This is a genomic window from Shewanella sp. AC34-MNA-CIBAN-0136 (genome assembly GCF_040309945.1).
Classification (GTDB): Bacteria; Pseudomonadota; Gammaproteobacteria; order Enterobacterales; family Shewanellaceae; genus Shewanella.
The window spans coordinates 1-15,049 of sequence record NZ_JBEOPJ010000031.1 but is presented as its reverse complement, the minus strand read 5'-3'; the positions used below and the strand labels follow the sequence as shown (position 1 = coordinate 15,049).

Annotated in this window: 10 protein-coding genes; 9 read left to right on the top strand and 1 reads right to left on the bottom strand. The window is 43.3% G+C overall.

Annotated elements, in window-relative coordinates:
• The first annotated feature begins 83 nt into the window (after positions 1–83).
• The 5 genes from AAEY94_RS20205 (at position 84) to megL (ending at position 6,466) form a co-directional block, all read left to right on the top strand.
• Positions 84–1,133 (top strand): 3-oxoacyl-ACP synthase III, encoded by a 1,050-nt coding sequence (locus tag AAEY94_RS20205; protein ID WP_101086711.1) that lies wholly within the window; start codon positions 84–86, stop codon positions 1,131–1,133.
• Between the two features lie 58 nt (positions 1,134–1,191).
• On the top strand, positions 1,192–2,067 hold the full coding sequence (locus AAEY94_RS20200) for an alpha/beta fold hydrolase (protein ID WP_101086712.1): 876 nt from the start codon (positions 1,192–1,194) through the stop codon (positions 2,065–2,067).
• A 121-nt stretch (positions 2,068–2,188) separates the two neighbouring features.
• Positions 2,189–3,883, top strand: a complete 1,695-nt coding sequence (oleC, locus tag AAEY94_RS20195; RefSeq protein ID WP_350979846.1) for an olefin beta-lactone synthetase — start codon at positions 2,189–2,191, stop codon at positions 3,881–3,883.
• A 125-nt stretch (positions 3,884–4,008) separates the two neighbouring features.
• Positions 4,009–5,058, top strand: coding sequence for a 2-alkyl-3-oxoalkanoate reductase (gene oleD / locus AAEY94_RS20190; protein ID WP_350979844.1), 1,050 nt, complete (start codon positions 4,009–4,011; stop codon positions 5,056–5,058).
• A 223-nt stretch (positions 5,059–5,281) separates the two neighbouring features.
• A complete protein-coding gene (gene megL / locus AAEY94_RS20185) occupies positions 5,282–6,466 on the top strand; it encodes a methionine gamma-lyase (RefSeq protein WP_350979842.1) in 1,185 nt (394 codons plus the stop codon).
• A 198-nt stretch (positions 6,467–6,664) separates the two neighbouring features.
• On the opposite strand, the gene mnmC1 is transcribed toward megL, so the two are convergent.
• Complete coding sequence (mnmC1, locus tag AAEY94_RS20180; protein WP_350979840.1) at positions 6,665–8,758, bottom strand: FAD-dependent 5-carboxymethylaminomethyl-2-thiouridine(34) oxidoreductase MnmC1; 2,094 nt, start codon at positions 8,756–8,758, stop codon at positions 6,665–6,667.
• A gap of 132 nt (positions 8,759–8,890) precedes the next feature.
• Here mnmC1 and fabB point away from each other — a divergent pair, with 132 nt between their 5' ends.
• From fabB to AAEY94_RS20160, 4 genes are all read left to right on the top strand, one after another.
• Complete coding sequence (fabB, locus tag AAEY94_RS20175) at positions 8,891–10,105, top strand: beta-ketoacyl-ACP synthase I (protein ID WP_162024366.1); 1,215 nt, start codon at positions 8,891–8,893, stop codon at positions 10,103–10,105.
• A gap of 428 nt (positions 10,106–10,533) precedes the next feature.
• A complete protein-coding gene (locus AAEY94_RS20170; RefSeq protein ID WP_101086716.1) occupies positions 10,534–11,670 on the top strand; it encodes a 4-phosphoerythronate dehydrogenase in 1,137 nt (378 codons plus the stop codon).
• Between the two features lie 189 nt (positions 11,671–11,859).
• Positions 11,860–12,876, top strand: coding sequence for an aspartate-semialdehyde dehydrogenase (locus AAEY94_RS20165; RefSeq protein WP_011636866.1), 1,017 nt, complete (start codon positions 11,860–11,862; stop codon positions 12,874–12,876).
• 290 nt (positions 12,877–13,166) lie between these two features.
• Positions 13,167–15,049, top strand: a 1,883-nt coding sequence (locus AAEY94_RS20160; protein WP_350979837.1) for a FimV/HubP family polar landmark protein, incomplete at its 3' end; no start/stop codon positions are given.

Sequence of the window (15,049 nt, the reverse complement as noted above, 5' to 3'; positions counted from 1 at the left end):
TGTTCAAATGGCGGGTTAATAACGAATAACAACTATTCTAGTGGCTTTTGTGCTTGCTAGAGCGAAGCGAATTATACGGTTTAATGAAATATTCACGCGTCTTTATCAATAGTCTGGCTTATGAGCTAGCACCCCAAGTAGTGTCGAGTAGCGATTTAGAATCTCGCTTGGCCCCGCTTTATCAAAAGTTTCGTATTCCGATGGGGCAACTTGCCGCATTAACCGGAATTACCGAGCGTCGTTGGTGGCCTAAAGGTCATCGTTTATCAGACGGCGCTATTGCTGCTGCACGTAAAGCCGTGAATGAAACCGGTATTAATGTCAGCGACTTAGGTGCTGTGGTTTACACGGGTGTGTGCCGTGACCAACACGAACCAGCAACCGCTTGCCGTATTGCTGCCGAACTTGGCGTGTCTAAAGACACAGCCATTTACGACATCAGCAATGCTTGTTTAGGGGTGTTGTCGGGTATTTTAGATATTGCCAATCGTATTGAACTTGGGCAAATCAAAGCCGGCATGGTTGTGTCGTGCGAATCTGCACGAGATATCGTTGATGCCACCATCGATCACATGCTAGCCGAACCGACAATGCAGAATTTTGCTCAGTCATTGGCTACGTTAACCGGTGGTTCAGGTGCGGTAGCAGTCATTTTAACCGATGGCACTTTGCCACTCACCACCACGCGTCAGCATCAGTTATTAGGCGCCAGTCATTTGTCTGCACCAGAGCACCACCAATTGTGTCAGTGGGGCCTACAAGAAGCAGGGCACTTATTGTATCGCGAGTTTATGCGTACCGATGCAGTTACCTTGCTCAAAGAAGGCGTAGAGCTTGCTAAGCACACTTGGGAGCATTTCCTAGAGCAGCGTGATTGGGTTGTTGAGCAAGTTGATAAAGTGATTTGTCACCAAGTGGGCGCATCAAACCGCCGACAAGTGCTAAATGCATTAAACATCCCCCACGAAAAAGAATATCCCACCTATCAAACCTTAGGCAACATGGGTACGGTTTCATTACCTGTTACTGCTGCAATTGCCCACGATGAAGGTTTTTTACGTGTTGGCGACCAAGTCAGCTTTTTAGGGATAGGCAGTGGTTTGAACTGCATGATGTTAGGAATTAAGTGGTAAGCCTTGGGCTGCACTGAATTTTTGCATATCATTATAAAAATAGTTAACAGGATGCATCATGCTAGACAACTTACTGCCATTTAAAAGTCATTATTTAGACCGTAACGGCAATAAACTACATTACATAAACGAAGGCCAAGGCGAGCCAGTCGTTATGGTGCACGGTAATCCTAGTTGGAGTTACTATTACCGTAATTTAGTGAGCGCGTTGAGCGATCAGCATCAGTGTATTGTGCCAGACCATATTGGTTGCGGCTTATCAGACAAACCCGATGATCCACAATACGATTACACCCTAAAAAACCGTATTGATGATTTAGAAGCCTTGCTAGACAGCCTTGATGTAAAACAAAACATCACCCTCGTGGTACACGACTGGGGCGGTATGATTGGAATGGGCTTTGCGGCTCGTCATCCTGAGCGCATCAAACGCATTGTGTGTTTAAACACGGCCGCGTTTCATCTTCCTAAAACTAAGCCTTTTCCCTGGGCATTATGGATTTGCCGCGAAACCTTACTCGGCACCTTGTTAGTCCGTGGGTTAAATGCATTTTCATCAGCAGCCTCGTATGTGGGGGTTAAACGTAAACCCATGTCTAAAGAAGTGCGTGAAGCTTATGTAGCGCCATTTGATTCTTGGAAAAACCGTATTTCGACACTACGCTTTGTTCAAGACATTCCACTTAAACCTGGCGACAGAAACTACGACTTAGTGACTAGCATTGGCGATAGCTTAAGCGAGTTTGCTGACATACCGACGTTGATTTGTTTTGGTTTACAAGATTTTGTGTTTGATAAGTATTTTTTAGAAGAATGGCGACAGCGAATGCCTCACGCCACGGTGCACGAGTTTGCTGACTGCGGTCATTACATTCTTGAAGATGCCAGCGACGAAGTGATTGGCTTAATTAAAGACTTCATCGAAAAAAATTAATTACACCCTAAAAGGCTCATTTGAGCCTTTTAGCTATTTAATCGTCTAAAATTATCTATATGTTGGCGTACTTGTTAACCAGCATATATGCGTTATTCACATTAGCCCAAAATGAAGCCACATGACCAAAACCTCTACACTTGCTAATGCCAATATCTGTCAGCACCTTAAAACGGCTGCGCAAGCTATGCCTGCCGGTCTTGCAGTTGCTGTGCAGCACGCTAAGCTGGGCCAGTTCAATTATCAAGAAATCGACTTTGCTACCTTACATCAACAATCAGACATGATTGCCAAAGGGCTTATTCAATACGGTATCAAGCGTGGCATGAAAGCCGTGTTAATGGTCACCCCAAGCATTGAGTTTTTCTCGTTAACGTTTGCCTTGTTCAAAGCAGGTATTATCCCCATTTTAGTCGACCCAGGCATGGGGATCAAAAATCTTAAACAGTGTTTTGCAGAGTCGCAACCAGATGCCTTTATCGGCATACCTAAAGCGCATATTGCTAGGCGGGTGCTTGGGTGGGGCAAAGGCAGTGTTAAGCAGGTGATTAATGTCGGTGGTTCAGGCATTCAACGTTTGCTAGCTAACGCAACAAGTTTGGAAACCATTACCGAAATTGGCCGTAATGTTGCTCAACCTCTGGAAATGGCGTTATTAAAGCCAGATGATATGGCGGCCATTTTGTTTACCAGTGGCAGTACTGGTACTCCCAAAGGCGTGGTGTACAGCCATGGGATGTTTGAAGCACAAATTAGCGCACTTAAACACGATTACGGTATTGCACCTGGCGAGCGAGACTTAGCGACTTTTCCGCTGTTTTCATTATTTGGCCCTGCATTAGGCATGGCATCCATTGTGCCAGACATGGATGCCAGCAAACCAATCACCGCCAACCCAGCCCATTTGTTTGCCGCAATCGATCAATATCAATGCAGTAACATGTTTGTTAATCCTGCCTTGTTAGAGCGATTAGGCCAAGCAGGCGAACAAAGTCAGCATAAACTCACTAGCGTTAAGCGAGTGATATCAGCGGGTGCTCCGGCAACGATTAGCTCAATCAAGCGCTTTAGCAACATGCTTAACCCACAAGTTGAAGTGCTTAACTCTTATGGTGCGACAGAGTCGTTACCCATCAGTATGATTGGTAGCCACGCGTTATTTAATACCAGTCAACAGACCGATCAAGGTAAAGGCATTTGTGTCGGTAAACCGATATCGTCGGTGAGCGTTGATATTATTGCGATTACAGATAAGCCTCAACCTCATTGGGTCGATGTTAAAAAACTTGTCGCTAACGAAATTGGTGAAATTGTCGTGAGCGGCCCTATGGTCAGTCAAGCCTATTATCAGCGTCAACATGCCACTGAGTTAGCAAAAATACACGACGGTGAACACGTTAAGCACCGCATGGGAGATGTGGGTTATCTTGATGATAATGGCTTATTGTGGATGTGTGGTCGTAAAGGCCATATTGTTGATGCCACGCGCGGTAAGCAAAAATTAAAGCGCTTTTATACACTGCCCTGTGAGCGAGTGTTTAATACTCACACTCAAGTCAAACGTTCTGCCATTGTTGGCGTTAATGTGGGTGGGGACGTTGTGCCAGTAATGTGTATCGAATTGCAAAAAGATATTGTTTGCTCAACGGCTAAAGCCCTTTATCAAGAGTTAATAGAATTAGCCGAGCAGTATCCACATACGCAAGGTATTGGTCGTTTTTTAATTCATCCCGACTTCCCTGTAGATGTACGCCATAATGCTAAAATCTTCAGAGAAAAGCTCGCTGTTTGGGCACAAAAGCAGTGGAAAGAATAAGGCCGTACTTAGACTGTAGTAAGGCCGCTGTACTTAGACCGTAGTAAGGCAGTCATTCAGCAATGATAAGTCTCACCATAACGTAATAATACGGCCGGCCCTAAAGTAACAACAAGGTAATAATAATGAAGCTGACAGACTTACATCCCCTAGAGCAAGCCGCACTTAAACAATTAGCGCTATCGGTCAACAAAGTGTTTGTTACCGGTGCAGGCGGCTTTTTAGGGTTTGCTATTTGTCGGCGTTTATTGGCCGTAGGTATTGAGGTAGTGGGTTTTGCCAGAGGATATTATCCTAAGCTTGTTGAGCTTGGTGTTGATATGCGTCAAGGTGATATCAACGACTTTGACACGGTAAAACAGGCAATGCAAGGCTGTGACGTAGTGTTTCATGTAGCATCAAAGGCAGGCGTGTGGGGCAGTAAGCAAAGCTATTACTCACCTAATGTTGATGGCGCAAACAATATTATTAATGCCTGTAAAGCGCTTAATATACAACGTTTAGTGTACACCAGTACTCCAAGCGTGACCTTTGCAGGGCGTGACGAAAACGGCATTAACGAATCAGCTCCTTACGCTGACACATACCTCAATTACTATGGCGAATCTAAAGCCATTGCCGAAAAAAATGTGCTTGCAGCCAATACAGTTCAACTTCGAACCACCGCCTTACGGCCACATTTAATTTGGGGGCCAAACGATCCTCACCTGGTACCTCGAGTGATTGAACGTGCTAAAGCAGGGCGATTAAAGCTAGTGGGAAATGAAGATAAACTGGTCGATACCATTTATGTTGATAACGCCGCCTACGCCCATATTTTGGCTGCAGTAGACTTAATAGCAGACGCTAAATGCGCCGGTAAAGCGTATTTTTTAAGTAATGATCAACCTATTACCATGGCAGACATGCTTAATCGCATTTTAGCGTGTGTCGACTTACCGCCCGTGACCAAACGTGTACCAACGCGTGTCGCTTACACCGCAGGTGTTGTACTTGAATTTGTTTATGGTTTGTTTAATAAACAGCAAGAGCCCATTATGACTCGCTTTGTAGCAAGGCAACTGTCGACCAGCCATTACTTTGACATTGGCGCAGCAAAACAAGACTTAGGCTACCAGCCGCTGGTGAGTATCGATCAAGGAATGCTTAAACTGAAGCAATCTTTGTCGAACTAATTGCCTTGCTGTCACACATCTTCCGTGTGCATTTACTGGACTCACATATGTGATTTAAACGATGTAAACAGCTGTTTGTAAAATTGTTTTTACATCACTTTGTGGGTTATTTTTCAACAATCACTTGGTTATATTTTATTCCACTGTATCTTAAATTCCGACCACCACAACAATAACCCCAAAGAGGGTAACAACTCATAACAAGGTGGCGCAGGGAGAAGCAATGCAAGATAACAATCAGGGTAAATGGAACTTAGCCACATTAGCCATTCATGGCGGACATCAACGCGAAGCCTTTGGCTCACTCACTACACCTTTGTATCAAACAGCCACCTTTGTATTTGATACAGCCGAGCAGGGCGGAGCACGTTTTGCCGGAGAAGAACCTGGCTATATTTATACTCGTTTAGGCAACCCGACAACTGCAGAGCTCGAGCGTAAAATGGCGCTGCTAGAAGGTGCTGAAGATGCCGCAGCAACTGCATCTGGTATGGCTGCTGTATCCAGTGCATTATTAACTCATCTACATGCAGGCGATCACTTAGTCGCATCTAAAGCGGTTTATGGTTGCACCTTCGCGCTCATGACCACTCAGCTAACGCGCTTAGGTATTACATCAACATTGGTCGATTTTTCCGACATAGCTGCAATCGAAGCTGCCATCAAACCAAACACCAAAGTGTTGTTTTGCGAAACACCAGTAAATCCACATTTACAAGTATTCGATCTTGCTGCTATGGCCAAAGTAGCTAAAGCACATAATCTAGTTTCAATCGTCGACAACACCTTTATGACACCACTTTTGCAGCAACCACTAGCGTTAGGCATTGACATGGTGATCCACAGTGCCACGAAATACTTAAACGGTCATGGCGATGTTATCGCAGGTATTGTGTGCGGCAATGCAGAGCACATGCACAGATTGAAATACGAAATCCTAAAAGACTTCGGTGGCGTGATTTCACCACACGATGCATGGTTAATTTTACGCGGTTTAAAAACCCTAGACGTACGCTTAACTCGTCATTGTGACAACGCAGAAGTGTTAGCCGAATTTTTAGATAAACACCCTAAATTCAGCCAAGTCTTTTATCCAGGCTTAGAACACCACCAAGGTCATCGCTTCATTGGTAACCAAATGAAACGCGCCGGCGGCGTTATCGCATTTGAGTTAAAAGGCGACAAGCAAGACGCAATCAACTTTGTTAATAGTGTAAAGCTATTCACTATCGCCGTAAGCTTAGGTGACGCAGAATCGCTGATCCAACACCCTGCATCAATGACCCATTCCCCTTACACCCCAGAAGCCCGACTAGCTGCAGGCATTACCGACAACTTACTGCGTATCTCAGTCGGATTAGAGAATGTAGAAGATCTTATCGCGGATATAGAACAAGCGTTAGCTTAAAACTAAGGATTAAAATAATATGCTGCGCTTAAGTTAAGTTTGTAGCATTTTTTTGAAAAAATCTTATATAGGTCTCTAATACTTCGCTGTTAGTACCTATCAATCGTTAAAGATGAATATCGCTTTGGCTTTGAAGCTCTGAACTAATTTACCTTTTCCACTAAATGACATCAGCTTGAAGTTTTCCGTTATCGATACTCACATCAACGCTTTTCCTTTAAGCAGTTTACGCAGCCACATTCTGTTGGGGCTGAGCAGTGCTTGTAGTTCTAGGCTTAATGGTGACCGTTCACCGCATAAGTTTGCTGCTAAGCATTCAGCAACCAGTGGGCCTGAGCTTAGGCCGCGAGAACCTAGTCCTCCTAACACATATAATCCGTCATAAATTGGTGCTGGTGTTATTTGCCAATAACGTTGCCATAGACTGGGTTTGTCTTTCGATTGTTGCTGAACAGCATAGCGTGTAAATAACGCTTCAACATCAGGTGCGCAACCCATTACCGGAAAATGATCGCGACTGACCATCCTTACGCCGACTCTGGCGTCATTGTTTGAAACATCAATATCGTTAGGCCAGTTTGAATTTGGAAAGCTTTGTTGCATTTTTAGGCTGTTTTCATGCTGCTCTATCGGGCAAAAATCAAGATGCTGTGGGTCTTTTACATAACTTGCTCCAACGCAATGTAATTGGTTATGTTGTGGCGTTAAATAACCATTGGCGCAGATAACAGTATTAAGTTGTGCCAGTTCACCTTGTGGCGGTACATGGCTAACTTGACCTCTAAAACCAGTGATTTGCAAGTTTTTTGTCTGTTTATACTGGGTAAGTTGAGCTCCAGAGGCGATGACGACCTGTTGGTGAGTTGCTATAGGGGTATTATTTCCGGCACTAAACAGTTGCCAGCCTGATGAGTGTGATTCAAGTGAGCTAATGTCGCTATTATAAATAACGCGAACCTTGGTTAATGTTTGTGCTTTGGCAATGCTAGCTTGTGCGAATTCAAACGGACAAGCCCAGCCTCCTAATGGGTAGTAAAAGCCAGATTTATCAATCTCGACGTTAGCAAGTCGTGTGGCTTGGTTTGGACTTACTGCAAAAGCAATTTCAGTTGGCCATGCTTGGCCATCAATAATTTTATCTAATCTTGTTTGGCTACGTTGATCGAAACCTGTATGTAATACACCGCACCACTGATGGCCTATTTCATATCCATTATCAACTAATGCCCGAATTCTGCGTCGACTGTATAGGAAGGCTTGTTGGAAAAATTGGCTTAGCGATCCATTTTCTGGCGTAAGTAAGGGATAAATGGCACCTTGTTTGTTACCAGATGCGCCTTGTCCTAATGTGTCACCTTTGCAATAAATAATCACATCTTTGCCGCGCTCAGCCAGAGATAAAGCAAGACTTGCAGAAGCGATACCGCCCCCTATAATAGCTATAGGGCTGTTGTTATTAGAATGTAACGGTGGCAATGGGTTATAAGCAAACTGTTGCTGTAGTTGTTGTCTTAGTGCGTTACGTTCTGCGATAGCAATCTCATCATTGGATTTTGATGATGTGGTTGATAAAAAACCGCATAGTGCTAGTTGCTTTTTGATAGCCGGAGCGACATCGGTATCATTTGTGCTGGCAGTTAAAAATGTTGCATTATCAACACTGAGCCGACCATATTGCCAAAGTGAACTTTGATTGAAATAATGATCTGAATAAGCCTCTTGGTTCGTATGGGGTAGGGCAAACCAATGTGTTATCCTTTGTTTAACAGGCGTGGCAATGACTTTGGCTTGCGCTAGTGGCGAGCCTTGATACAGGTCTATGATAAGTTGGTTTTGAAGTAGGCCTAGCCGCTGACAACCTTCAATGGCTGCAATTTCACCATTGAGTAGTGCTTGGGTAAAATCGAATAAATGATGGTCTGAATTAAGTAGCCCTTGTTGTTGCCATTTGTATTCTAGTTGCTTACGATTTACTGGGCTTTGTTCAAATACACTGATGTGAATTCGAGTTTTTTGCTGTTTCAAAGGGTTTTGCAGGTTAGCCTCTTGCAAGGCTGCCAGTAATAGTATTATTTCGTGGCCATCGCCAAAACCGAGTTGGCCTAGCGTTAATAAATGTGGTTGAGTATTTGTGGCTGCTATTTTATCGTCACCGCTTTGCAATACTTCGGCGATATACTGCTTAAAAATATGGAGATATCGGCTATTTTGATTGACGTTGTTGCCCAGTAATTCACAAATATGCAACTCGTGTAAATTCGGGGATACAGATAATAAAGGTGTTTTATTCAAAATATTTTACTCAGGGCCGATAACTTGGCATTATTTTACCTGCGTTTATGGAAAGCTGACCACTTAATTGCTTCAAAGCAGCTATGATTGCCGCAATTAAGTACCGACATGTACCAAATGGATAGCATAAAAATGAAAAGAGTCGTGATCACCGGAATGGGTGTTGTTTCAAGTATCGGTAATAACAAGCTAGAAGTGACTGATTCACTTAAAGCGGGTCGTAGCGGTATTACTCACTCGGCACAGTTTGAAGAAATGCAATTACGTAGCAAAGTTTGGGGTGACATTAAAATGAACCCAGCTGATCATATCGATCGTAAAGCACTACGCTTTATGGGCGATGCTGCTGCATATGCTTACATTGCTATGCAGGAAGCGATTGCTGACGCTAACTTAACAGAAGAGCAATATTCTAATTTCCGTGTCGGCTTGATTGCTGGAACGGGTGGCGCATCTTCAAAAAACCAAGTTCAGGCTGCTGATACACTTCGTGAAAAAGGTGTTAAGCGTGTAGGCCCTTATATAGTGCCTCGTATTATGTCCAGTACTGCAAGTGCTTGCTTGGCGACACCATTTAAAATTAAAGGCACGAGCTATTCAATCAGTTCAGCTTGTGCCACTTCAGCTCATTGTATTGGCCATGCCGTTGAACTTATCCAAATGGGTAAGCAAGATATGGTTTTTGCTGGCGGTGCTGAAGAAGTCGATTGGACACTCACTATGGGCTTTGATGCTATGGGAGCACTATCGACTAAGTACAATGACACGCCTGAAAAAGCGTCACGTACTTATGATGCCGATCGTGATGGTTTTGTTATTTCTGGCGGCGGCGGTATCGTTGTTGTTGAAGAATTAGAACATGCCTTAGCACGTGGTGCGAAGATTTATGCTGAGATTGTTGGTTATGGTGCCACATCTGACGGCTACGACATGGTTGCTCCGTCTGGAGAAGGTGCCGTACGTTGTATGCAGATGGCATTAGCTGACGTCGATACGCCAGTTGATTACATCAACACTCATGGTACTTCTACTCCTGTAGGTGACATGCGTGAACTTGAAGCATTGCGCGAAGTGTTTGGCGATAACATGCCTCCTATCGCATCAACTAAATCAATGACAGGTCATGCTTTAGGTGCTGCGGGTGTTCATGAAGCGATTTACAGCTTAATCATGATGGAAGACAGTTTTATTGCTCCAAGCATTAACATTGACAACCTAGATGAAAAAGCAACTGGCATGCCAGTAGTTCGTGAAATGCGCAAAGCAGAATTGAACACCATCATGAGCAATAGCTTTGGTTTTGGTGGCACTAACGCAACGTTAGTCATGCGTAAATATAAAGCATAAAACCTCATTAGTGGGGCAACCCGCGAATGATTTGAAAGCCAGCATCGGAAACGATACTGGCTTTTTTATTGCCTTTTGCATAGAGAAAAAGCGATAACAGGCGGTAACAAGCGATTACAAGCGAACGCTGCGCTTATGGAAAGACTAAATGCCTAGATGCTAGTTCGCTTTGCGGCTAGAAGCTATAAAAGCGAAAGCGATGTAAGCGTATATCGGAGTTATTTGTCGGTTGTTTCTGATGTTAACCGCTTGGCTTTTATAACCGCGAAGCGAACTAGCAGGACGAAGTCCGCTCTAGCATCCAGGTTTAGTCAGCGAGAACATTCAGCGCTATTTGCCATGACGGAGTGGGTGAATTTGGTATAAGATACTAGTTATAAAAAAACGCGATGTGATGTCGTTAAACTCGCAGTGAATAAGATACCCAAATGAAAATAATTGCCGATGAAAACATGCCTTATGTTGATGCCTTGTTTGGCTATTTAGGCAAGATTGAATATGTAAATGGCCGAACCTTGACTGCTAAACAAGTTGAAGATGCTGATGTGTTATTGGTGCGTTCTGTGACCAAAGTGAATGCTGCGTTAATTAAAAATGCGCATAAACTTAAATTTGTGGGTAGTGCGACAATTGGTACCGATCATATTGATGTTGATTATCTTTCGTTGCGCAATATTTATTTTACTAATGCCCCTGGGTGTAACGCGACTGCAGTAGGTGAGTATGCATTTATTGCCATGCTGGAGTTAGCGCAACGTTTCGGTGAGTCTCTAGCCGGTAAAGTGGTTGGGATTGTCGGCGCGGGTAATACCGGCACCGCAGCCGCGAAGTGTATGCAAGCTTATGGGCTAAAAGTATTGTTATGCGATCCCATTAAAGCATCGCAAGGTGATACCCGAGAGTTTGTGTCGCTAGACACTATTATTGAACAAGCCGATATTATCAGTCTGCATGTGCCTATCACTAAAGACGGTGAGCACAAAACCTGGTACTTGTTTGATGAAACTCGACTGAATAAGCTAAAGCCTAATACTTGGTTACTAAATTGCTGTCGAGGCGAGGTTATTGATAATCGAGCGCTGATCAAGTTTAAACAACAGCGCGATGACGTAAAGCTGGTGCTTGACGTGTGGGAAGGTGAGCCAAATCCAATGGCCGAATTAGTCGCCTTAGCAGAGTTTGCTACGCCGCATATTGCAGGTTATAGCCTTGAAGGCAAAGCCCGTGGTACGTTTATGTTGTATCAAAAGTGGTGTGAGTTACTTGATTTTCCGGTGAAAAAATCATTAGAAAGTTTATTACCGGCATTTCAATTTAACCAAATTGTAAATCAAGGTGATTTAACTGAAAGCCAATTGCTGAAATTGTCGCGTTTGGTCTATGATTTGCGTGATGATGACTTTAGTTTTAGAGGGTGTTTTTCAACAGCGACAGGTTTTGATTTAATGCGTAAAAACCACACTTATCGTCGTGAATATAGTGCTATCTCGTTAGCTCAATCTGTGGACTATTTATCTGATGGTACGATTAACCCACCGATGTTGAGTGCTTTAGGCTTTAATTAATTAGTGAAAGTATACAAGGCCGATATTGCCAATAGAACGACAGATTGAAGCTAAAAAACAGTAATTTTAACCAGTTGAGAAAAAATCACTTCAAAGTCGGCTTTTTTAGTACATTAACCCTAGTAAAGCATAACTAAACTAGGGTAGATTGATTGTTCAAACTGGATAATATGGAGTCGAGCGTTAATTATGTCTCAGGAATTTAATGTAGTCGTTTTAGGTGCATCGGGCGCAGTGGGTCAAACAATGATTGAGATCCTCGAGCAGCGTAATTTTCCGGTTGCTAAGTTGTTTCCATTAGCGAGCAGTCGCAGTGCTGGCGAAACAGTCAGTTTTCACGGTAAACAAGTTGAAATTCTTGACGTAGAAACGTTTGATTGGACCCAAGCACAAATTGGCTTCTTTTCTGCTGGTGGCGATGTGTCTGCTAAATGGGCGCCGATTGCGGGTGATGCAGGTTGCGTCGTTATCGATAACACCTCACATTTTCGTTACGACGTAGATGTGCCACTGGTGATACCTGAAGTTAACCCAGAAGCCATTGCTGATTTCCGTAATCGCAATATCATCGCTAATCCGAATTGTTCAACGATTCAGATGTTAGTGGCTCTTAAGCCTATTTATGATGCTTTTGGTATTTCACGTATTAACGTAGCGACCTACCAGTCTGTGTCGGGAACCGGTAAAAAGGCGATTGATGAGCTAGCGGGTCAAAGTGCTAAATTATTGCAAGGTTTACCGTCAGAGCCGACAGTTTATCCAAAGCAAATTGCCTTTAACGTATTGCCTCAAATTGATGTGTTTATGGAAAATGGCTACACCAAAGAAGAAATGAAAATGGTGTGGGAAACGCAGAAAATTTTTGGTGATGACGAAATTGTGGTTAATCCAACAGCTGTGCGTGTGCCTGTTTTTTATGGTCATTCTGAAGCTATCCACATTGAAACTCGTCAACCTGTTGATGCAGAAGATGTTAAAGCCGTTTTACGTGATGCACCAGGCGTAGAATTGTTTGATGATGATAGCGAATATCCAACCGCGGTAACTGAAGCTGCAGGTAATGATCCTGTTTATGTTGGTCGTGTTCGTAAAGATATTTCACACTCTCACGGTATAAATTTATGGGTTACTGCCGATAACATTCGTAAGGGTGCAGCATTAAACAGCGTACAAATTGCCGAGATTTTGATTAGAGATTACTATTAATTACGCTTTAACAATGTGTAATGACTTAATCAACAACGCGATTTAGTTTAAAAAGCCTGCAATGCGCAGGCTTTTTCCGTTTTACTGAGCCCAATAGTAGCAGGTGTGGTGAATCTAGTTTATAGTCGTAAACATATCATTTTTAACATCAATAACATCGAAATTGCCTGTAAAATTGGCTCACGATTGATGTGACTCGATACAGTTAACGACCATAATACTAACGATAAAAATTGCCTAAAGCCTGTTGCCAAATCGGTAACTCAATAGCGCTAAAAGGGAAGGATGGGATGACTTTGCGTACTTCATATATTGTGGGTTTGATTGCCTGCACAGCGGTTGGTTTAACCAGTGTACAAATTATTGAGTCTGCACAGGCAGAAACGCTCAAAATTACTGGCCCCAATGGCGAGGTTAAACAACAAGCGAAACGGCAATATGGTCCGACGACATCAAGAGATACGTTTTGGAGTATTGCGCAAAAAGTCAGACCCAGTGATAAGGTCAGTATTTATCAAGTGATGGCGGCGTTATTTGACGCGAATCCACATGCTTTTAGTGGTAATAATTACAATACACTAGAGCGAGGGATGATATTACTTATTCCTTCTGTAGATGTGATAGCCGCTATACCCAATGATGTTGCTAAACGCCGTGCTGAACAAGATGACCGCCGCGCTAGCAGACAAACCCAGCCTCGTCCCGTTATTAATAAACCTATTCAATCCCCTATAGTCGAAACGCCTAAAAAGCCTACTGCTGCAAAACCACTGCAAATAGTTCAGCAAACACCTGCTGTAGCGGTTCAAACCAAAGCGATTAATGAGGCTAATGCGGTTGTCGTAAATGATCTCAATAGCACCTTAGATAAAGCTAATGCAAAAACGTTGATGGTCACGGATGAGCTAGCGCGCGCGCAAGATGAATTAATGGTCAGTAATAATGACAATCAAGCGTTGAAAAACAAAATTGAACAAATGTCATTAAACATTTCCTCGCTTGAAGAAGATCTACAACTATTACGCGAGAAATATGAAGCTTTAAACTTAGAAAATAAAAAACTTGAAGATCAAACCGAAAATGCGGAACCCGCAGTAGAAGAACCCACTGACTTTTGGCGTAGCCTAATGGATAACACCATTTTGTTGATCCTTGCCGCCTCTATCCCTCTGTTAATTATCTTCGGGCTTATTTTCTGGTTGCTCAGTCGCCGAAATAAAAAGTCTCAACAATCTGAAGTGAAAACAGCAACCCAGTCTGAACAAGAGTCTGCAGCTGCAACAGGCAGTGATGGCTTAGATGACTCTGATGATATTGTGGTCCATTTAGATTCAAGTGATGAAGATTCAATTGATGATTTATTGGATTTAGACAGCGTAGATTTACAGCCTGAAATCCAAATGGAAGATGATGCCGAGATGGATATGGCGTCAGATATGTTTGTTAGTGAAACAGAAATAGAAGACGAAGAAGGGACCTCATTAGACGATTTATGGGCAGAGGCTATGGAAGATCAAGATTCTGATCTTGAACCTCTTGAAGATGATGATGATCTCGATAGTCTACTTGCTGGATTAGATGATAAGCCTGCTGCAACCCTAAATTCTGCTGCACCAGAGGATGATTTAGACAGTTTGTTGGCGGGTTTAGATGAAGATACTGGAAAAGATGAAACTGATGATCTAGATGCTTCAGCAGAAAATGATATTGATTCGCTATTAGCTGAGTTTGATATGCCTGCAGAGCCAGATGATGTGGCTGCGGCAGCAGTAAAATCAGCAGACACAAGCGCGGATGACGATATCGATGCATTGTTAGCTGAGTTTGATATGCCTGCAGAGTCGGATGATGTTACCGCTGCCACAGCAGTAAAATCAGCAGATACAAGTGCGGAAGATGATATCGATGCATTGTTAGCTGAGTTTGATATGCCTGCAGAGTCGGATGATGTTGCCGCTGCCGCAGCAGTAAAATCAGCAGACACAAGCGCGGAAGATGATATCGATGCATTGTTAGCTGAGTTTGATATGCCAGCAGAGCCAGATGATGTGGCCGCTGAAGAAGCAGTAAAATCAACAGAAGCAAACGCGGAAGACGATATCGATGCATTGTTAGCTGAGTTTGATATGCCTGCAGAGCCAGATGATGTGGCCGCCGAAACACCGGTAAAATC